At 39.9% G+C, this 20,371-nt stretch carries 18 protein-coding genes; 8 read left to right on the top strand and 10 right to left on the bottom strand.

Going from position 1 to position 20,371, the window contains the following annotated elements; genetic code table 11:
* Positions 1-37: 37 nt before the first annotated feature.
* The 9 genes from CLV48_RS08165 to xerD form a co-directional block, all read right to left on the bottom strand.
* A complete protein-coding gene (locus tag CLV48_RS08165; RefSeq protein ID WP_106566787.1) occupies positions 38-907 on the bottom strand; it encodes a nucleoside phosphorylase in 870 nt (289 codons plus the stop codon).
* Complete coding sequence (gene trhO / locus CLV48_RS08160; RefSeq protein ID WP_106566786.1) at positions 870-1,883, bottom strand: oxygen-dependent tRNA uridine(34) hydroxylase TrhO; 1,014 nt, start codon at positions 1,881-1,883, stop codon at positions 870-872. The genes CLV48_RS08165 and trhO overlap by 38 nt, the downstream gene beginning before the upstream one ends.
* A 54-nt stretch (positions 1,884-1,937) precedes the next feature.
* Positions 1,938-2,576: an acetyltransferase gene (locus CLV48_RS08155; RefSeq protein ID WP_106566785.1), complete on the bottom strand. Its 639-nt coding sequence runs from the start codon at positions 2,574-2,576 to the stop codon at positions 1,938-1,940.
* Between the two features lie 54 nt (positions 2,577-2,630).
* Positions 2,631-3,926 (bottom strand): DUF2851 family protein, encoded by a 1,296-nt coding sequence (locus CLV48_RS08150; protein WP_106566784.1) that lies wholly within the window; start codon positions 3,924-3,926, stop codon positions 2,631-2,633.
* A 196-nt stretch (positions 3,927-4,122) separates the two neighbouring features.
* Entirely contained in the window at positions 4,123-4,938 is an 816-nt protein-coding gene (gene pyrF / locus CLV48_RS08145; RefSeq protein ID WP_106566783.1) for an orotidine-5'-phosphate decarboxylase, read from the bottom strand.
* Positions 4,939-5,001: 63 nt separating this feature from the next.
* Positions 5,002-5,643, bottom strand: a complete 642-nt coding sequence (gene lolA1 / locus CLV48_RS08140) for an outer membrane lipoprotein periplasmic chaperone LolA1 (protein ID WP_106566782.1) — start codon at positions 5,641-5,643, stop codon at positions 5,002-5,004.
* A gap of 42 nt (positions 5,644-5,685) precedes the next feature.
* On the bottom strand, positions 5,686-8,163 hold the full coding sequence (locus CLV48_RS08135; RefSeq protein WP_106566781.1) for an FtsK/SpoIIIE family DNA translocase: 2,478 nt from the start codon (positions 8,161-8,163) through the stop codon (positions 5,686-5,688).
* A gap of 59 nt (positions 8,164-8,222) precedes the next feature.
* Complete coding sequence (locus tag CLV48_RS08130; RefSeq protein WP_106566780.1) at positions 8,223-9,266, bottom strand: quinone-dependent dihydroorotate dehydrogenase; 1,044 nt, start codon at positions 9,264-9,266, stop codon at positions 8,223-8,225.
* Between the two features lie 133 nt (positions 9,267-9,399).
* On the bottom strand, positions 9,400-10,302 hold the full coding sequence (gene xerD / locus CLV48_RS08125; protein ID WP_106566883.1) for a site-specific tyrosine recombinase XerD: 903 nt from the start codon (positions 10,300-10,302) through the stop codon (positions 9,400-9,402).
* A gap of 298 nt (positions 10,303-10,600) precedes the next feature.
* On the opposite strand from xerD, the gene aroQ reads away from it, so the two are divergent.
* The 8 genes from aroQ to CLV48_RS08085 all read left to right on the top strand — a co-directional run bounded on the left by aroQ (position 10,601) and on the right by CLV48_RS08085 (position 18,992).
* On the top strand, positions 10,601-11,020 hold the full coding sequence (gene aroQ / locus CLV48_RS08120) for a type II 3-dehydroquinate dehydratase (RefSeq protein ID WP_106566779.1): 420 nt from the start codon (positions 10,601-10,603) through the stop codon (positions 11,018-11,020).
* A 5-nt stretch (positions 11,021-11,025) separates the two neighbouring features.
* Entirely contained in the window at positions 11,026-12,081 is a 1,056-nt protein-coding gene (locus CLV48_RS08115; protein WP_106566778.1) for an aminotransferase class V-fold PLP-dependent enzyme, read from the top strand.
* A gap of 2 nt (positions 12,082-12,083) precedes the next feature.
* Positions 12,084-12,668 carry a MarC family protein gene (locus CLV48_RS08110; RefSeq protein ID WP_106566777.1) on the top strand — a complete coding sequence of 195 codons (585 nt, stop codon included), beginning with the start codon at positions 12,084-12,086 and terminating at the stop codon, positions 12,666-12,668.
* A 70-nt stretch (positions 12,669-12,738) separates the two neighbouring features.
* Positions 12,739-13,206, top strand: a complete 468-nt coding sequence (gene rnhA / locus CLV48_RS08105) for a ribonuclease HI (RefSeq protein ID WP_106566776.1) — start codon at positions 12,739-12,741, stop codon at positions 13,204-13,206.
* Positions 13,207-13,230: 24 nt separating this feature from the next.
* Entirely contained in the window at positions 13,231-13,944 is a 714-nt protein-coding gene (locus CLV48_RS08100) for a tRNA1(Val) (adenine(37)-N6)-methyltransferase (protein WP_106566775.1), read from the top strand.
* 92 nt (positions 13,945-14,036) lie between these two features.
* Positions 14,037-15,512, top strand: coding sequence for an IPT/TIG domain-containing protein (locus CLV48_RS08095; protein ID WP_106566774.1), 1,476 nt, complete (start codon positions 14,037-14,039; stop codon positions 15,510-15,512).
* 10 nt (positions 15,513-15,522) lie between these two features.
* Complete coding sequence (locus tag CLV48_RS08090) at positions 15,523-17,922, top strand: TonB-dependent receptor (RefSeq protein ID WP_106566773.1); 2,400 nt, start codon at positions 15,523-15,525, stop codon at positions 17,920-17,922.
* Positions 17,923-17,927: 5 nt separating this feature from the next.
* The gene (locus tag CLV48_RS08085) at positions 17,928-18,992 is read left to right on the top strand and encodes a DUF4249 domain-containing protein (RefSeq protein ID WP_106566772.1); all 1,065 of its coding nucleotides are present in this window, start codon (positions 17,928-17,930) and stop codon (positions 18,990-18,992) included.
* A 3-nt stretch (positions 18,993-18,995) separates the two neighbouring features.
* On the opposite strand, the gene CLV48_RS08080 is transcribed toward CLV48_RS08085, so the two are convergent.
* Entirely contained in the window at positions 18,996-20,327 is a 1,332-nt protein-coding gene (locus CLV48_RS08080; RefSeq protein WP_106566771.1) for a saccharopine dehydrogenase C-terminal domain-containing protein, read from the bottom strand.
* Positions 20,328-20,371 lie beyond the last annotated feature (44 nt).

Here is a 20,371-nt window from a genome sequence, read left to right as displayed (position 1 = left end):
GTGAAAAAATTCAACAAAAAAGAGCCATTGGTGGGGCTTATGCCTCCACCAATTTGTCTAAGGTTTCCAAGATCAAGCGATCCACAATGCCATAAGCATCATTTGAAAATTCATGTGTAATTCTGTTTGCGATGATGGCATTTAAGCTTATCACCTCATGGCCCAATAACCTGCCCATAGCATAATAGCCTGCTGTTTCCATTTCGAAGTTGGTCAATTGAAAGCCTTCTACATCTATCTTGCTCAGTTTTTCAATGATATCCGGAATTGCGGGTTTGATCCTTACTTCTCTACCCTGAGGTCCAAAGAAACCCGGGCATGTTACGGTATTACCAATAATCAATCCTTTACCGACCTGCTCTAGAAGTTTTTCTGAACCTTGAATACAATATGGCGTGAAGGAAAGCTTTAGGTCTTTTTGAATTGCTTGGCCAACTTTTTCTTCAAGGGAGCTATAATTCGTTGAATAAAAAGCCATTAAAGTATCCAGGCCAATTCCGTAGGAAGAAGCAAGTAGTGAACCGGCGGCTATCGCCTTTTGCATGCTACCAGAGGTTCCGATCCTGATAATGTCCAAAGAAGTATGGGTGTCCTTTGGAAGCCTGGTGACGAAATCCACATTTACGAGCGCGTCCAGCTCTGTCATGAAGATTTCAATATTATCTGTACCCATGCCGGTACTGATAGCTGTAATTCTTTTTCCTTTGTAATAGCCTGTATGGGTAACAAACTCTCTTTTGGAAATTTTGAATTCTATGCTGTCAAAATTTTTGGAAACTTTCTGCACCCTTTCCGGATCGCCTACGGCAATAACAGTTGAAGCCAGGTGTTCTGGCTTCAGGTTGAGGTGATAAATACTTCCATCTGGATTAATGATCAGCTCTGACTCTGGAATCCTTTTCTTCATGGATGATTTTTTTTACTTTTTCCTTGTCCTGTCTTCTGAAAAGTCCCTTATAGGGATTGTATCCGTTGGTGTTTTTCTGATAATAGCCTGTGCCATCATAAGGTCTTTTTTCTGGATTTTCCTTGCATTCTACCGAACAGGCACCATCCATTTCCCAACCGCATTTTTCGCAAATCGGGAGATGGGCATTACAGGTTGGGTTGGCACAATTGACCATTCTGTCGCATTCGGTACCACAGACATGGCAGGTTGAAATGACAGTTGGATTCACCTTATTGACATCTACGGCAATTCTGTTGTCAAACACATAGCACTTGCCTTCAAAATCTTCCCCTCCGGCTTCTAAGCCATATTTGATGATGCCTCCGTGAAGCTGGTAAACATCCTCAAAGCCTTGTTCCAAAAGAAAAGCTGAGGCTTTTTCACATTTGATGCCACCTGTACAGTAAGTGAGTACTTTCTTTCCTTTCAAATGTTCCAGCTCTTTTACTTTTTCCGGAAAATCCCTGAAATTATCAATGTCCAGAGTAATGGCATTTTTGAACCTTCCCAGTTCATGTTCATAATTGGATCGCACATCCAAAATGACAACATCATCCTGGTCTTTTAATGCCTTGAATTCTTCTGGTTCTAAATGTTTTCCTGTTTTTACATTGGGATCAATATGACGCAGGCTACTGTGTACAATTTCAGGTTTTACCCTCACATGGATTTTGGCAAAAGCATGTTTGTCATGGGATTCAATCTTAAATTCGGTTTTGGCGAATCTTTGATCTGAATGTACGTAGGCCATATACTTTTCACAATCTTCCTTTAGACCTGATACAGTTCCGTTCAGACCTTCTGGGGAAATGATGATGCGTCCTCTGATGTTGTTTTCAATACAGAAAAGATGATGCTCTTCCCTATATGCCTCAGGATCTTCGATCTGGGCATAGCAATAATAAAGCAGTATGCTGTAATTGTTGTTTTCCATAACTAATGCCCTGTTTCCGGCAGGGTGTTTTGGTTTTATTTATTGGATTAATTTTTACTTTTTAATTGGGGCAGCAGGATTTCCAAAAACAGTTTCACCGTCTTTGACATCAGCAATTACCACTGATCCAGCACCTACTCTCGCATCTTTGCCGATGGTAATTCCTGCCACGATTACTACCCCTGAACCGATGAATGCTCCTTCTTTAATGCTCACATTAGAATTGATCACCGAGCCTGCACCCAACTGGACGAAATCCCCCACTTCTGCCTGATGCTCAATTATGGCCCCTGAGTGGATGAGGCAGTGGTTTCCAATCTTTGCACCCGCACCCACATGGCTGTTGGCATTGATGAAATTGCCGTGTCCAATGGCAGCATCTGTTGAAATATAAGCCCTTCCATGCACTGCGTTGACGGGCTGTACCTTCCTTTTTTCATTGAGCAGTTCTACCAGAAATTTTCTGTATTTATTGTCATCTACCGCCACAAAGGCCTCGCATTTTTTGCCGATCAATTTCAGGTAGCCATCATCTTCCGGATGACCTAAAACAGGCACCACATTGATTTCACTGCCATGGAGCTTTTCATCCTCGTCCAGGAAACCATATACAATGATCTGGTTGCTGTTGAAGATTTCCAAGGCTGGATGGGCAATGCCCTTTGCACCAAGAATGATTACCGGTTTGTCCATGTTCGTAGTAAATTGGATGGCAAAAGTACGGCAAATCGAGGTTTAAAACAAAAGTCATCTTTTTGTAGGCTTCAGTAGGTTCTGTCCGATTTTACATTCCAGGCATCGTTTATTTTTGCAATATTCATGATAAAGGCCGATCATACCCTGACTATAAAAGGCATCGTTTCCGGTCCAGCCAACCTTTGCAAATTTTCTTATGATAAAGTTGTCTTCCGTTGGAACTTCTTGTAGCAATTCAAAGCATTTTTCTTTCCAATCCGGATCGTTAATATATCGCCCATAGGCATACCATAATGGTGTTATTAAATTGATAACCAGTAGGTTTATGGTGTTTTTGCTCAGTGAGCCTGCCATCATTCTCTTAGAAGGTACTCTTGGTCTTGTGTGCTCTTTCCAATAGAGATCTGCTTCAATGGTGAAAATTTCCTTGAACTTCCCAAGGCTCTGGGAAGCATCCAAAATTGTAGAGAATAAGGCCGGATTTTTAGCAATGATCTTGGCCAGTTGGGCAATTCTTTGATAGGGAAAATTGCCTGGTCTAACTCCCATAAACTTCCAGTCATGTTGGCTAAGAAAAGACTTCAATCCATACTTTTTCTGATAAAAATCATATTCGGATTTTAAGAAAATTGTTCTTTCATCTTTATCAAATTCATAAAGTAAGCCTGCCTGACCCAGAAGTAGTGCTTCTAAAACCATGTTTTTGCTTCCCTGTTTTTGTAGAATTTTGTAAGGAAGGGATTCAGCAAGCTGCAACATAGGTTCGGAATTTGTCTTGAATCCAAAACAATAAAACATCCATCGGTAGGAAGTCTCTTCCCAGTCATTTCCTGTTTTTTGGAGGATTTCCAGGATTTTCGCTGATTTGAGTTCCAGCCTTTCTACAAGAGCTTTTTCCAACATGGAAAATCTGATGATTTGGGCTATGCTATGAATGCTGTCGCTACAAAGGATTTCAGCTTTATTTTCGATTAACCTTTCATAGTTGCGGATGACATCAAGCAGGATTTTACCCTTTAATTCCAAGGTAGGAATGGGACTTCCATCCCTGTGGAAGATAGGCACATCATTATTGTAAACAACATGGAGGATCACTGGTTTGTATTTTTCATCCTTACTGTGGGCATGTTGCATCCAATCAGAAGCATTTTTGTGGATTTCAACATGTCCATGATAATCCAGGCTCCCAATCCTAAGATGAGCCTCCAAAAAATCCGGTCCTTCATGAAAATTGTGAAAACCGATTTTTTTTACTTCAAGATTCTGCCCAGTCGTGGTCTGTAGATTTTTTTTATCAAAATATTGATACTTCCAGACTGTTTGAAGAAAGTTTTCCTGAAAATCCATAAATAAAAGTCCGTTTAAAAATTAAATCTGTAGATTTATAAATAAGGACTTAATTTAATGAAAAATTGAAATGAATGAAATACCTCTTTGTTATTTTCCTTTTTGGTTCCGTATGTCTTTTGGGAACGTAATCCAAAATTTACAGCCTTAACGCTGAACCTGGAAAGAATCTTCAGGATTAGGTGTCTTTAGACTTTTACAGATAACGTTCAAGAAGTACTTTCATTTCTTCCTTAAGCTTTCTGGCTTCGCCTTTGGCAGCTTGGGCAAAATTACGGTCATTGCCAGCATAAATTATTCCTCTGGAAGAATTTACAAGCAATCCGCAATCCTTATTCATGCCAAATTTGGCAACTTCTTCCAAGCTTCCTCCCTGAGCACCCACTCCTGGAACTAAAAAGAAATGATTGGGTACTATTTTCCTTACTTCTGCTATTTTTTCTCCTCTCGTTGCACCAACCACATACATCATGTTCTCTGGACTTCCCCATAGGTTGCTTTTTTCAAGGACTTCCTGAAATAGTGGCTTACCTTCTTTTGAACTGAATAATTGAAAATCCTTACTGCCTTCATTTGATGTCAGGGCCAAGAGGATGACCCATTTTCCTTCAAACTCCAAAAATGGTTTTACACTATCCACTCCCATGTAAGGAGCAACAGTGATGGAGTCAAAATTCATGGTTTCAAAAAAAGCTTTAGCGTAAAGGGAAGAAGTATTGCCAATATCTCCCCTTTTGGCATCGGCAATCGTGAAAATTTCCTTGGGAATATATTCCAAAGTCTTTTGTAGACTCTCCCAACCCTTAGGTCCTAAAGCCTCATAGAAAGCAATATTGGGTTTGTAGGAAACAGCAAAATCAGCAGTGGCATCAATGATCTGTTTGTTGAATTCAAAAACAGGGTCTTTTTCCTTAAGTAGGTGGCCTGGGATTTTTGATAGGTCCGTATCCAAGCCTACACATAGAAAAGAGGATTTGTTCTGTATTTGTTCAAAGAGCTGTTTTCTGTTCATATTTTTGGATTTTTTCCAAAAGTAGGGATAAAAAATAATCCCGCATGCCGTGCGGGATTAAAATCACCTCAGATCGATAATTTCTACTTTTCCGTATTGTTGGGGATTGAATACAAAGTATTCATCAGGTAAATCTGCATTGGTATTGATACTTGTAAACCTATATTTGAAAACATCGCCCTGGTCATCATAAATTTCCCAACCCAAAAGATCCTTTTTTTCCTTGTCCACTGTCAGTACCACTTTCTTAAATGGAGCGGATGATTTTTCAGCCAATAGTTCAATTTCCTGGAGTACAACTTTGTTTTCAGTTCTTTCACCTATCAACCGGTAGTTGTAGCCTTTTTGGTAAATGGTATAGACAGAAGAAGGGGTAAGCTCATCACCCATGTCAATTGCATTATTGATGGTCACTTCCTTATAACCTGAGGATTCTATATAAGTCCAAACTGTCTTTCCATTATTGAAAATTTCCTGATCTGGTAATTTGATGCGGTATTTTTCTCCTTTGATGGCGATTTCACCTTTTCTGGGCTGCATCCTTCCATCTGAAAATTCAAAACTCGCTTTCATTCCCTTAAGGGACTTGTATTTTTGGCTAACACCATCTAAAACTGCTTTGGCTTTTGGGTCCTTCTGGCTATAAGCTGTTTGACTAAGGAGCCCGAAAATGCAAACAATCCATATAAACTTTCGAAACAACATTTGATTTTTACATTAAACCTTTCCTGTATCCTGATTACGGTATTATAGGCTGTTCAATAACCGTTCCAAACTTTCTTCATCCTGGATCAATACTTCTCGGGCCTTACTGCCCTCAAAGGGACCTACTATGCCCGCTGCTTCCAATTGATCTACAATTCTTCCTGCCCGGTTGTAGCCCAATTTGAGTTTCCTTTGAATCAAGGAGGTACTACCTTGTTGGTGAAGCACAATAAGCCTGGCAGCGTCATCAAATAATGGATCCCTATCTGCGAGATCTATATCAGTGATACCGTTATCTCCCTCTTCTCCTTCATATTCAGGTAAAAGATAAGCATCCGGATAGCCCTTCTGTTCACCTATCCAATCACAAATGGCGTCTACTTCCGGAGTGTCCAGAAAGGCACATTGTAGCCGTGTAACATCGGAACCCTGAGAAAGTAGCATATCTCCCATACCGATTAACTGTTCTGCTCCACCTGAATCCAAAATAGTTCGGCTATCTATCTTGGAAGTTACCCTGAATGATAGTCTTGCAGGGAAGTTGGCCTTGATGATTCCGGTAATTACATTGACAGATGGTCTTTGGGTTGCAACTACCAAGTGGATACCAATAGCCCTTGCCAATTGCGCAAGTCTGGCGATAGGTGCCTCAATTTCTTTGCCTGCTGTCATCATCAAATCAGCCAACTCGTCAATGACTAGCACAATATACGGCATGAACTTGTGTCCTTTTTCGGGGTTCAATTTCCTTGCGATAAACTTGGCATTATATTCTTTCAGGTTCCTGCATCCTGCATCTTTGAGCAGGTCATAGCGGTGGTCCATTTCTATACAAAGGGAATTGAGTGTATAGATTACTTTTTTGGTATCTGTGATAATTGCTTCTTCAGAACCAGGTAATTTGGCCAGAAAATGACGTTCTATTTTATTGAAAAGGGTCAATTCCACTTTTTTGGGATCCACCAGTACAAATTTGAGTTGTGCCGGATGTTTTTTATAAACCAAGGAGGCCAGAATCATGTTCAGACCTACTGATTTACCCTGTCCTGTGGCACCCGCCATAAGTAGGTGGGGCATTTTGGCCAAATCCATCACAAATACCTCATTGGAAATGGTTTTACCTAAGGCTACAGGAAGATCTTTGTCGCTCTTCATGAATTTCTCAGTACCAAGTACCGATTTTGCAGGTACCAGTTCCCTGTTTTTATTTGGTACTTCAATACCAATTGTGCCTTTGCCTGGCATAGGGGCAATGATCCTGATGCCCAATGCGGCAAGATTCAGGGCGATGTCATCTTCCAGGTTTTTGATTTTGGAGATTTTTACTCCTGGGTCAGGGACTATCTCGTATAAAGTTACTGTCGGTCCAATAGTTGCTTTGATCTCCTGAATGCCTATTTTGAAGTTCACAAGTGTCTCAACAATCTTGTTTTTGTTTTCCTCCAATTCCTGCCTTGAAACAGTCACTTTTTGGAAATCATATTCATTCAATAAATCCAAGGTTGGATATTGGTATTGTGGTAGATCCAATTTTGGATCATAGGGATCCAGGTTTTCCACTTCGGCAGCGGTCTTTTCTTCCTTATCACCTGTGACGACCGAAAATCTTTTTTCTTCAGCTTTTGATAAATTTTCTGATGGAATGAGCTCCTCTACTTTTGTTTCTTCTACATTGAATACAGGGGAGGATAAAGGGGCTTTTGGGGTTTTTTCATCTGAAGCAATAGTCCATGAACTCCCATCATCTTCTGATTCTTCTTCCTCAAGCTGGCTTTCTTCATCCAATTCGTCCAACTCATCCTCGATTTCAACTGCTTTAGAATCAAATGGAGACTTTTTTAATTTAGCTCCATCAAAACCTGTATCCTCTTTTTGGCCGTAAGTAAACCAATTAAACTGATCAATATTGAAGAAAAAGACAATGAAAATTAGCAATGAAACGACAATCAATATAAATGTTCCCCAGCCCAGAAAGTTATCCGCCAATATCCCCAGTTCGACACCAAAACCTCCACTCAGATCTCCTAGGGTATGATAACCATCAGATTTTTGTACCAGGTACCCGGTAAGCAGACAAAGCCAAAAAGTGAAAAACAAGGCGAAAGTTGCGTATCTGGACAGAGAATAAAGCGACTTTCTAAAAGCCATTTTTACACCAAGTAGAAACAGGAAAGGGGGCAATAAAAAAGATGCAATTCCAAACCATTTGTGAATAAATACATGGGAAAGCTGGGCACCCAACAATCCAAGCCAATTTCTTGCTTCCTCTGCAGTGCTCCTGATGTCCTGGTCTATTGGGGATACGACAAGATCCTGATCTGCCCTTCCTTCAAATAAGTAACTGATAAAAGCAAAAAACAGGAAAAGGGAAAATGAAATCAGAATGATCCCTATTGTCAATGGAATTCTTTTGTCCTGGGTGAAGGACATGGAGAACCATTTTTTCCCACTTGAACTGGGCTTTTGTTTTGGGTCGTTCTTTTTTCTAAAAGTATTTGCTCTAGGTGTATCTGAAGCCATTGTTTGTTTGGGCAGTCTCTTAGTCTTATGGAAGATTGTCGAAATATAAGGATTTCCTTTTATTGCTTGCCCAAATATCGGGCTAAACCTTTTTTGATTCTTTTTATCATTCCGGGGCCTTCATAGATCATGCCAGTGTAAACCTGGACAAGAGAAGCTCCAGCTTCCAATTTATCTATGGCATCTTGTGCAGAGAAAATTCCACCCACACCAATGATAGGGAATGCATGGTTGGATTGGGTGGCCAGGTATTTGATCACCTCCGTGCTCCTTTTGGACAATACTTTCCCACTGACACCACCTGTTCCTATGCGTTGGACTTGCTCTTTTGGAGCTTGAAGCAAATCCCTTTCTATAGTAGTGTTAGTGGCAATAACTCCGTCAATTTTAGTTTCCAAAACGATCTCAATGATATCATCCAACTGGCCTACGGTCAGATCAGGTGCGATTTTCAATAGGACAGGTTTTGGGTTCTTTTTTTTGATATTGGCGGTTTTGACCTCCGTCAAGAGTTTTTTAAGTGGCTCTTTTTCCTGAAGTTCCCTAAGGTTTGGGGTGTTTGGTGAACTGACATTGACGACAAAATAATCTACAAAAGGATGTAGAATTTCCATGCAGTAGAGGTAATCTAATACCGCATTTTCATTAGGGGTCACCTTATTCTTACCGATATTTCCTCCAATAAGAATATCGGATTGCCGTGCTTTCAGTCTTTTAACAGCTTCTTCCACTCCGCCATTGTTGAAGCCCATCCTATTGATCAATGCTTCGTCTTCAGGTAAGCGGAAAAGACGGGGCAGGGGATTGCCTTCCTGAGGCTTTGGGGTAAGTGTTCCTATTTCTATAAAGCCAAATCCCAACAGCGCCATTTCGTCAATCAATTTGGCGTCTTTATCAAATCCTGCTGCTAAGCCAACAGGATTTTTGAATTTCAAACCAAAGACCTCTCTTTCCAAAACCGGGTTTTCATATTTGAAAAACCATTTGATTAGCGGTTTGAGTATAGGTAGGTTAAATGTCTTCTTAATCAATGAAAAAGTGAAATGATGGGCATCTTCTGGATCTTTCTTAAAAAGAATAGGCTTGATAATAGACTTGTACACGCTTAAGGAGGTTTATGACGCATGCAAAATTAATCCTTTTGGGCAAAGTCAGTGAATAATTTTGAGGATCTTCCAATACAAACTTCAATTCAATCAAATGTCCTTCAAGAATTGCCTGAAATCCTCATGATTTCTATTTCCTGGGATGAAATTCATTGAGCACCTGGCGCAGGTAATCCCTGTCTAGGTGGGTGTAAATTTCCGTGGTGGTGATGCTTTCGTGCCCCAGCATTTCCTGAACCGCCCTTAGGTCTGCCCCTCCTTCAATCAAATGGGTAGCAAAGCTGTGCCTGAAGGTATGTGGACTGACATTCTTTTTGAGGCCAATGACTTCCACTTGTTTTTTGATGATCAAAAAAACCATCACACGGGAAAGTTTTTTCCCTCTTCTGTTCAAAAAAACAAACTGTTCATGTCCCTTGGCTGCCTCTATATCCCTCCTGAATTCTTCCAAGTAGATTCTTAGGTATTTCAATGCATCCCTTCCGATTGGAACGAGCCGCTCCTTATTTCCTTTCCCGAATACCCTCAAAAAGCCTACATCCTCATATATATTGCCGATTTTAAGGTCAATCAGCTCAGATACCCTCAATCCAGAACTGTAAAGAATTTCCAACATGGCCCTGTTCCTATGGCCTTCAGGTTCTCCAAGGGGGATACTTTCCAGAATTTGGCTGATTTCATGGTAACTCAAGGTGTCAGGTAACTTCCTTCCGAGTTTGGGGGCCTCCAGCAATTGCGCTGGATCTTCGGAAATGCGGTCTTCATAGACCAGAAATTTATAAAATGCTTTGATGCCCGAAATGATCCGTGCTTGGGTATATTCGGAAATTTCCAGTTCCGCCAAACCATTCACAAAAAACCTCAGGTGCTGCAGCGTCACTTCTGCTGGACTAAGCTCGGGGAAATTTTTTTCCATAAATCGACTTAACTTATCCATATCCTGTTGATAGGCCAATATGGAATTTTCACTTAAGGACCTTTCGAGTTTCAGGTAATGTTGGAATTGACGGATTTGATTGGACCAGCTGCTCATAAAATAGTTATTGCACTTTCTATTCTTTAAATGTTGGTAATATGTACAGGCATTAGAATTAAGTTTTAAAGACCCTTGTTCCGAACCACAGCTTTCAAGAGAATCATTTGAACCTGAGGTAGACTCTTCAATCATTAGTGCCATGCCCATTATTGGCAACTGAAAGGTCTTTCTTATCTGCTCCAGTTTATCATGAAGAATCAAATTTAAGGTTCCTGTTTAGATAATTAACGAATATCGGTATTCAAACCAAAACCTTGCTTAAATTTATGACCCGAAACCACCAACAATAAGAATCTTGAAAATCATCATAATCAACGGCCCTAATCTCAATCTTTTGGGAAAGAGGGAACCAGAAATTTACGGTAGCACTTCCTTTGAAGAATATTTTCATCAGCTCAAGTCCAGGTTTCCTGAAGTGGAGCTCAGCTATTACCAGAGCAATGTGGAGGGCGAACTCATTAATAAAATCCATGAGGTAGGATTCAGTTATGATGCCATCCTTTTGAATGCCGGAGGATATACCCATACTTCTGTAGCTCTTTCTGATGCCATTGCAGGAGTCAAAACACCTGTTCTTGAAGTTCATATATCAAATATTTACAAAAGAGAGGAATTCAGGCACAAAAGCATCATTTCCAAGGAATGTGTAGGTATGATTTCTGGATTGGGCCTCAAGGGCTATGAATTAGGCATTTTGTATTTTCTCAAACCTTAATAACCATGATCACATTTGCACCTGGGCCGTCAAAGGTTTATGACAAACTGCCCCAATATCTTTTAGATGCCTACAATCAGGGCATATTAAGCGCTAATCACCGCTCTGCTGTTTTTATGAATCTGTATCAGGAAACCGAGACTTTGATGCGGGAAAAATTGCACATGCCAGAAGGGTTTAGGCTATTATTTACTTCATCGGCGACCGAAAATTGGGAAATCATTGCCCAGTCTATTGTACAATCAGCGAGTTACCATATTTTTTCCGGCTCATTTGGAAAAAAATGGTTTGAATATGCCAAATACATAGAGCCTAAAACCTTTGCCCACAAAATTGATGCTGAGGAGACTATCGATGTGGAATCTCTGAATATTGGTGATGAATTTGACTTGATAGCCATTACACAGAATGAAACATCAAATGCCACTCAGGTAAGCAATAAAACCATTTCGGCCATTGCAAAGAAGTATCCGGAAAAAATGATTGCAGTGGATACCACTTCTTCCATGGCGGGAATTGAGTTGGATTTTTCTTTGGCAGACATCTGGTATGCCTCCGTTCAAAAATGCTTTGGACTTCCTGCTGGATTGGGGATTTTATTGATTTCTCCAAAGGCTATTGCTAAAGCAAAGGATAAAGGGGAAAAGGGAAGGTATAACAGTCTGAATTTTATGCTTGAAAATGCTCAGAATTATCAGACACATTATACTCCTAATGTGCTTGGGATTTACCTTTTGTCCAGGGTTTTGCAGGATTTGCCTGAAATCCAGCATTTGGATAAAAGGACAAAGGAGCGTATGAGGAAACTGGAAGATGCCATTGCCCAAACGGGTAGCTTGAGACTATTGATCCAAAATCCTGAAGCAAGAAGTAGTACAGTCTTGGCTGTTTCCGGCAAAGAGGAGTTTATTAGCGAGATCAAGAAAAGTGCTGAAAAAGAGGGAATGCAATTAGGTAGTGGCTATGGTCCCTTGAAGCCCACCAGCTTTAGGATTGCCAATTTTCCTGCCCTGACGGATCAGGAGATGGGAAAATTGATGGATTTTCTTAAAAAATATTGAGCATGTTTGATTTAAAAGAAATTTTCTCTGTTACCCTGATTTTGTTTTCGGTCATTGATATTCTGGGTTCTATACCCATAATTATCAACCTAAGAAAGAAGGTTGGCCATGTCCAATCCGGAAAGGCAACCATTGCGGCCGGCTTATTGATGTTGTTGTTTTTGCTTGTTGGTAAATCTATCCTTTCCTTATTCGGAATTGGGGTGGAAGATTTTGCCATTGCGGGTGCGCTTATCATTTTTGCATTGGGCGCTGAGATGATCTTAGGAATTGAGCTGTTCAAACCTGATCCAGATGCTTCCACTACTTCTGCCTCCATAGTACCGATTGCTTTTCCACTTATTGCCGGGGCAGGAACACTTACTACTATCCTTACTCTCAAGTCGGAATACAGTCAATGGAATATTGCTGTGGGTATCATTATTAACTTGGGGATTGTATATGTGGTGTTGAAAAGTACCAACTGGCTCGAAAGGAAACTTGGTAAAACAGGTCTGGATGTTCTAAGAAGAATTTTTGGGATAATTCTATTGTCGATTTCAATCAAGATTTTCAAGACAGCATTGACCAGTTCAGAAATGTTCTGATGTATTAATTTTTAAATGAGTTCCTGGAAAGGATTATGCAACTTGTTCAGGAATCTTATTTATTTGTGACATGATTATCATTCATACAGATGGGGCGGCCAAGGGTAACCCAGGTCCGGGGGGCTATGGGGCTGTCCTTCAATATAAGCAGCACAGGAAGGAACTTTCTGAGGGATTTAGGATGACCACAAACAACCGAATGGAATTGTTAGCGGTAATCAAGGCCCTCCAGGAGATCAAAGTAAAGGGAATCCCAGTTACGATTTATTCTGACAGTAAATATGTAGTAGATGCAGTGGAAAAGGGTTGGCTTTGGTCCTGGCAGAAAAAAGGCTTCAAGGATAAAAAGAACCCGGATCTTTGGCGGGAATATATTCCTCTTCATATGAAATATAAGCCCAAATTGATATGGGTGAAAGGTCATGCCGGACATCCTGAAAATGAAAGATGTGACCAATTGGCAGTGGCTGCAGCTGAAAAGCCCAATCTTCCCCCTGATTTTGGATATGAAAATCCCGAAGATGGTCCCTTGTTTTAACTTTTCATACCTGTTTAATTAGCCATGTCCAAGTCATATTTTCAATTTAAGCAGTTTGGAATTAAGCAGGATCATTGTGCTATGAAGGTAGGTACAGATGGGGTTCTTTTGGGTGCTTTGGCAGGCAATGAGAAAGCAAAGAATATGCTGGAAATCGGAGTGGGGACAGGGGTAGTTTCTTTGATGATTGCCCAGCGTTTTGGAAGTATGAAAATTACCGGTGTTGAATTGGATCAGGATGCTTATAATCAGGCATTAGAAAATGCAAGAAACAGTCCTTGGTGGAATAGGATATCATTTTATCACCAGGATTTTCAGTCATTTTCAAAAGAAGTATCAGAAAAATTTGACCTGATAGTAAGCAATCCACCTTATTTTCCGAATCATCTTAAATCTGCAGACACCAAAAGAAACCTGGCCCTTCACAATGACAGTCTGTCATTTGATGATCTTTTGGATGGGGTTGAAAGTTTGTTACTTGAGAAAGGCAAATTTTGGGTGATTTTACCTTCCAAAGAAATGAGACTTCTGGAAAGGAAAGCTTTATCTAAAAACTTACATGCCGAATGGCAACTTTTAGTCAAAGACAGTGAGTCAAAGCCTGCCATACGGGAGATTCAGGTTTTTTCTTTTGAAATGGTTGAAAAATCCACAGAATCCCTGGTAATGAAGAATGAAAACGGGGAATATACTTTAGCTTATTCAGGCCTGTTAAAGGAGTTTCTGCTGATTTTTTAAATCTTGGTTTAAAATTTTGGACAAATATGCTTTGCCATTTTTTTTGATGGATATTTCGGTTAATTTTAGAACCGCTTTAAAAATTAAGTGTGATGAATAGAAGTTTTACTGAGTTTTTTTTACTGTTAACTTGTCTAACGGTTTTTTTTTCATCCTGCGAAGAAGTAATTGAAGGTAATGCTTCTTTGGTCACTGAAGATATCCTTTTTGTCAGTGGTGAAAAAATCAGGGTTTCTGGAAGGATAATAACAACCAGAAATATCAATGCCTCAGACCATGGATTTTATATAGATGAAAATGAAGCATATCCTCAACCCATCATTATTTCTTTAGGTGAGAGAGAAGCTCCTGGGAGATTCATTGGAGAGACAATGGGGCTTAAATTGGGAAAGAGGTATTTTGTCAAATCTTTTGTGGTTATTGGAGGAGAAAAGATATTCGGAAACAGCCTTCCATTTGATACCTTGGTTCCGGAGATTTTCGGGTTTTCTCCTGATAGAGGAACAGCCGGAACAATTGTTACCATCAACGGGAAAAATTTTACATCTGATACAGAAGTATTCTTTGGAACGTCTAAGGCCCAAGTTATTTCCATTGATTTTGAATCCAGGATTTTGGTTCAGGTACCTCCTATTGGTACCCAGCCGGATGTCAATATAAGAGTAATAAGTCAGGGCAAAGAAATGGTTTTTGATGGACTCTATAAATATACAACTGGTAAATTCAACCAGTTGGCTCTATTTCCATCAACGATTAGGATTCAGGATGGAGTATTTTTACAAGAAGGAAATACCTTCTATGTAGGTATGGGTTCTGATAGAAGCCAAACCATCAATCAGACCATGTGGAGATATAGGGTTGGTGGTCCCAACTGGGAACAAATCCCACTTCCGGGCCAATCTTTATGGAGGGGTTTCACCAGTAAAAATTATTTTGGAGGAGGAAGAACCTCGGTCACTGTACCTGAGTTTTCTAGGGATTTTTATAGGTTACAAAATGGTACTTTTATCAAGTTACCTGATTTACCTTTCATTTCCGTGAATGGTCTGGCTTTTGAAATAGGTAACCAATTATACCTAATAGGAAGTATTGACCCAAATACCCCAACTTCAAATTCCCTGGTGTATAGGTTTAATCCCAATAACCAATCTTGGACTTTATTGGGACAGGCACCGTTTCAAGTCAATAGAACTATGATAAACTTCACCTATCAACATCGGCAATTTATTATCAATCCGGACAACAGGGAGATGGTTGCTTATAACACCATTTCAAATACTTGGGAGGGAATTGGAGTTTATCCTGGAGAGTTGGGTAACGGAACGGGGATAGGGGCTGTTTTTGGGCAGAAAGCATATGTTGGTCTTGGCAACAGGTCTATTCAAATGTGGGAATTGGACCTGACAAATTTTGAATGGGTAAAGAAAAATGATTTTACCGGATCTCCTACCTTCAGAAATGAAGCTGTTTTTATTCATGAAGGATTGATATATGTGCTAAGAAGTGCAGAATTACAGATACTGGGGGTTACATCTGAATTTTGGGTTTTTGATCCCCTAGGTTTTTAAAGGAATGACTATGAAGAAACATTTATTCTTAATACTCTTTTTTACTCTTTGTTTTTCAGGGTGGGGGGTTTCCCAAACCAGAACAGTAGTAGGGCGGGATATCGGAGAATTGAAGAACCTGAGGATTTCGGGTAGGATTACCGATCAAATCACCGGGGAGGCTCTGGTTGGTGCCACTGTCACTGTCCGTGAAATAAATAAAACTGAAATTACTAATTCCAATGGGAATTTTACTCTAATCTTAGATAGGGCCGAATACATCTTGGAGTTCAGGTATGTAGGGTATGAAACAATCATCTATCCTATAGTGGCAGTGGGTGAAGGAAGGATAAACCTTACGATGATCCAAGAAGATTTTACCCTGGATGATGTCGTTATATTTGGAAGGGATCCAGAGAAAAATATCCGAAGCACTGATATGGGTGCTATAAGTATCAATATGAATACCCTGAAAGAATTGCCTCCATTTTTAGGTGAGGTTGACATTATCCGTTCCATTGCTACACTGCCCGGAGTCAGTCAAGTAGGAGAGGCTTCTTCGGGATTAAATGTGCGTGGAGGTGGAGCAGACCAAAACCTGATCATGTTTGCAGGGGCACCAGTGTACAACCCTTCCCATATGTTTGGCTTATTTACTGCCTTCAACCCTGATATTGTCAATGATTTTACACTTTATAAAGCCATAATTCCAGGCAGATTTGGGGGTAGAGGCTCTTCAATTTTGGATATTTCTCCTAAATCAGGAAGCCTGACAAGGTGGGGAGGAGATATGATGGTAGGTACAGTGTCGGGAAAAGCCTCACTCAATGGGCCTATTGTCAAAGAAGTTTTGTCGGCACAGGTAGGATTCCGTGGATCATATATCAACTGGTTGCTTAACTCTCTTAAAAACCCTCAACTGAGGACCAGTCAGGCAAATTTTAATGATGTAAATGCTATTCTTTATGGAGAAATCAATGAGAACCATAACATAACGTATAGTTTTTACCGCAGTTATGATGATTTTGCACTTGCATCTGATACTACGATTTCCTGGTCCAACCAAAGTCATTCTGTGAGGTATCTAGGAAATTTTGGAGAAAGGGCCAGTGTTGATGTAGTTGGATTTTATACCTTATATGACTTCTCGATTTTCAATCAGTCAGGGATCAATAACTTCGACCTGAAATCCGGTATAGTGGATACAGGGCTGCGGTTCAATTTCATTTACAGGTTGGGAGATAGAAATAGAATCAATATCGGTGCAGATACTAAAAATATTACAATTCAGCCTGGAGAGCTGATTCCTGACCCAAATGGAGATTCTGGTGTATTGCCGCAGAAAGTTCAGAATGAATATGCAAGAGAGAGTGGGTTTTATTTCCAGCATGAACTTGAAATCGGAGAGAAATTTGGGTTTTCTTATGGTTTAAGGTATGACATATACCAATATTATGGCCCCAGGACTGTAAGGGAATACCGTGAAAATCTTCCATTGAGTTCAGGTAATGTAATAGGAGAAAGAACCTACTCTGATAATGAATTGATACAATCTTATGATGGTTTGGGGCCGCGGGTCTCAATGAGGTATTCTTTGGATAGTAAGACCTCTATCAAGGCCGGATACAATAAAATGTATCAGTTTATTCATTTGATATCAAATACAGCCACTATAGCACCAACAGATGTTTGGAAACTGAGTGACCAATTTCTAAGACCACAGATCGTGGATCAGTATTCTTTAGGTATCTATAAGAATTTTAAAGGGAATATCTTTGAATCATCTGTCGAAGTGTATTATAAGGATATCCAAAATGTGGTAGAGTATAAAGACGGCGCAAGGTTACTTATGCAAAATCATTTAGAAACTGAAATTATTCCTGGACAAGGCAAGGCTTATGGTGTGGAACTTTATGTCAAGAAAAATCTTGGAAGATTGACAGGATGGGCAAGTTATACCTATTCCAGGGCATTGAGGAGAGTAATTACCCCATATGAAGAAGAGATTATCAATGATGGGAATTGGTTTCCTGCCAATTTTGATAAACCTCATGATCTGACCTTGATAGGCAATTACAAATTGAGTTCTTCAACATCTCTATCAGGAACTTTTTCCTATAGTACTGGACGTCCGGTAACTTTCCCTGAAGCTAAGTTTGACTTTGCAGGTAACTCTTTAGCTTTCTTCAATCAAAGGAATCTGCAAAGAATACCTGATTTCCATAGGCTTGATCTTTCTTTCAATTTTAAGTTTCAGGGAGATGGTAAATTCTATGATGGAGACTGGACATTTTCAGTCATGAACGTATATGGCAGGAAAAATCCATTTTCCATATTCTTTGCTGATCAGCCAGGTTCCCCACCACAAGCTTACCGCTTGGCTATTTTAGGGGTACCGCTTCCAACCTTGAGTTATGCTTTAAAATTTTAGAGAAAATGCTTAGAAAATTATTTTACATATTCCTGATGACGCTTCCTTTGTCCTGTATCGACCCTTATAAGGTAGATTTGGTGGAAGGTGAGCAATTGTTGACGGTAGATGGATTTATTCATACAGATCCTGGACCTCATACCATCAAATTGACCAGAACTGATACTTATGGTTCTGTATTTGAGGGTTTAATCAGGCCCGTGAGGCAAGCAACAGTGAGCGTAAGAGATAGTCAAGGATTAGTCACTTTTCTTACAGAAGTTGAGGCAGGACAATATCAGACACCTAATGGATTTCGGGTTATTCCAGGACTTTCTTATACATTACAGATCAGGCTCCTGGACGGTAAGCAATATTCCTCCTTCCCTGAAGTAGTGCATCCTGTAGCCCCAATTGATCAAATTTCTTTTCGAAGTGTCCGATTGGCTACAGAAAATAGGTTGGAAGATAGATTTGGAGTAGAGTTTTTTGCCCATTTCAAAGATCCTTCAGATCAGGTAAATTATTATTATTGGAGAATGGACCCCTCAGTGTTTGTGTTAGTGACCAATCCTGAGCTTTTTACGAATCCAGCCACTCATCCAACCAATCCCAGAGGGCCAGCACCAAAGGATTGCTGTGATATTTGTTTTTTGGTCGAAAAGCCAAGAATACAGCAATTTGCCATTGCATCAGATGAAAATTTTAATGGGCTAAATACAGTAGTGCCTGTTGCCTTTATAGAAGATAATGGATTGAGGTTCAAAGATACATATCGTGCAGAATTTTTGCAGATGGGAATCTCTCAGGGAGCACATAGGTTTCTAAGGCTGATTGACCAACAATTAAGTATTACAGGTAGTGTCTTTGACCAGCCACCGGCAAATATCAGAGGCAATATCATCAGTTTGGACAATCCTGATGAAAAGGTATTAGGATATTTCATTGCCGCTTCTGTACAAAGAAGTACAGTCTATGTCAAACGAAGTGATCTCGAGTTTAGGGCTCTGCCTAGAATTATCCCTGATGATTGCAGGACTGTTAGCAATGCTTCCATTACGCCTCCTGCTAATTGGAACCCCGGCGATTAAGCTCTAAATTTCATATTGCCGTTCCTGAAACTGAATGTTGTACTTTTCCAATTCCGATAAGATCGGTTGATAGATGGATTTAGAAATAGGTATAAGTAATCCCTTTTCTTTGATTTTTCCTTCCAAAAACATGTCAACTGCTATGGCTAATGGTAAACCTACCGTCTTAGCCATAGCAGTATAGGCTTGGTTTTGTCCCTTGCATACCAAGCTTGAGGTAAGCTTTTTGATACCTTTTGGCGTTTTTATTTCAAATAAGTGCTGCATGACAATCATATCCCTGTCATTTTCATTTAGTGCCCATTTCTTTTCCAAAATAGCCTGAAGGATAGCAGCCGGACTTCCTTTGCTGCGGGGCAGGTTTTCAGCGCTAAAAAGACCAAGCCAATTTATTTTTTCAATTACTTCCTCATCTACCCAAGGGAGGATTTCTTTCAGCTTTTCTTGAATGGTCTTGTATTTATGAAAAGGAAGAAAGGAATCTATAAAATCAAGTAAGGTGTAATTTTTCGGTAGATCCATTTCAAAGCTGTCATCTGTCATGCCCAATTGTACAAATACATTCCAGCTTTGGCAGAATCCTGATCTCCTTAATGTGCCTCTCAATATGGTCGGGATACTTTCGAGCCCATAAACTCTTCTGTAAACCAATGAGTCCCTGTTGGGATAACCATCAAATTCACCGGCATCTTCAAAGGATATTTTATCCAATCTCTGGAACAGCATGTGATAAGGGATGTATTTAAATTTACCGTCCCGAATAAATCTGGACACGCCCTGTCCGGCGAGGACCACATTTCTTGGGTTCCAAGTGAATTTATATTTCCATGGATTGTCCTCACTTTCAGGTGCCAAAACTCCCCCCGTATAAGATTTAAATGAAAGTATTTCATGTCCAAGTGCTTTTTCCCGTTCAATCACTTGCATAGCGGACATGTGGTCTAATCCAGGGTCAAGACCGCATTCATTGAGAAATAGAAGGTTTTTTGCACCAATTTGATCTTTAAGTTTCCTTAAATCTTCAGATTCATAAGAAGCGGTGAAAAAGTGCTTACCCATTTCCAGGCAGTCTTTTGCTATAATGGGATGTAAAAAAGCCGGAAGCATAGAAATCACTATGTCACTTTGTTGGATTAAACTTTTTCTATTCCCTTCATCTTCAACTATTATTGTTGCAGCTTTGGCTTGGGGATGTCCCTTGATTTTTTTTTGGGCGATATCCTCCTCAAGGTCTGCCACAATAATTTTCCTGTTTTTTTCAATGGAATTCTCAAGGAGAAAATCAATCAGATAAGCTGAGGATTTGCCTGCACCGATGATCAGGATATTTTGCATCTCTAAGCGTATTATGGGGTTTATTTGGATACAATTTGGCAAAA

This window comes from Cecembia rubra (genome assembly GCF_003014575.1).
Taxonomy (GTDB): domain Bacteria; phylum Bacteroidota; class Bacteroidia; order Cytophagales; family Cyclobacteriaceae; genus Cecembia_A; species Cecembia_A rubra.
The sequence above is the reverse complement of the archived record's forward strand: the minus strand, read 5'-3'. Positions and strand labels throughout refer to the sequence as shown.

Coding starts and splice junctions, on each gene's coding strand:
- CLV48_RS08155 (WP_106566785.1), bottom strand. CDS start 2,576: ATGGACAAACCGGTAATCATTCTTGGTGCAAAGGGCATTGCCCATCCA.
- CLV48_RS08135 (WP_106566781.1), bottom strand. CDS start 8,163: ATGGCTTCAGATACACCTAGAGCAAATACTTTTAGAAAAAAGAACGAC.
- CLV48_RS08150 (WP_106566784.1), bottom strand. CDS start 3,926: ATGGATTTTCAGGAAAACTTTCTTCAAACAGTCTGGAAGTATCAATAT.
- CLV48_RS08165 (WP_106566787.1), bottom strand. CDS start 907: ATGAAGAAAAGGATTCCAGAGTCAGAGCTGATCATTAATCCAGATGGA.
- pyrF (WP_106566783.1), bottom strand. CDS start 4,938: ATGAACAGAAAACAGCTCTTTGAACAAATACAGAACAAATCCTCTTTT.
- rnhA (WP_106566776.1), top strand. CDS start 12,739: ATGATTATCATTCATACAGATGGGGCGGCCAAGGGTAACCCAGGTCCG.
- CLV48_RS08080 (WP_106566771.1), bottom strand. CDS start 20,327: ATGCAAAATATCCTGATCATCGGTGCAGGCAAATCCTCAGCTTATCTG.
- lolA1 (WP_106566782.1), bottom strand. CDS start 5,643: ATGTTGTTTCGAAAGTTTATATGGATTGTTTGCATTTTCGGGCTCCTT.
- CLV48_RS08085 (WP_106566772.1), top strand. CDS start 17,928: ATGCTTAGAAAATTATTTTACATATTCCTGATGACGCTTCCTTTGTCC.
- CLV48_RS08100 (WP_106566775.1), top strand. CDS start 13,231: ATGTCCAAGTCATATTTTCAATTTAAGCAGTTTGGAATTAAGCAGGAT.
- CLV48_RS08090 (WP_106566773.1), top strand. CDS start 15,523: ATGAAGAAACATTTATTCTTAATACTCTTTTTTACTCTTTGTTTTTCA.
- CLV48_RS08095 (WP_106566774.1), top strand. CDS start 14,037: ATGAATAGAAGTTTTACTGAGTTTTTTTTACTGTTAACTTGTCTAACG.
- CLV48_RS08115 (WP_106566778.1), top strand. CDS start 11,026: ATGATCACATTTGCACCTGGGCCGTCAAAGGTTTATGACAAACTGCCC.
- trhO (WP_106566786.1), bottom strand. CDS start 1,883: ATGGAAAACAACAATTACAGCATACTGCTTTATTATTGCTATGCCCAG.
- xerD (WP_106566883.1), bottom strand. CDS start 10,302: ATGAGCAGCTGGTCCAATCAAATCCGTCAATTCCAACATTACCTGAAA.
- CLV48_RS08110 (WP_106566777.1), top strand. CDS start 12,084: ATGTTTGATTTAAAAGAAATTTTCTCTGTTACCCTGATTTTGTTTTCG.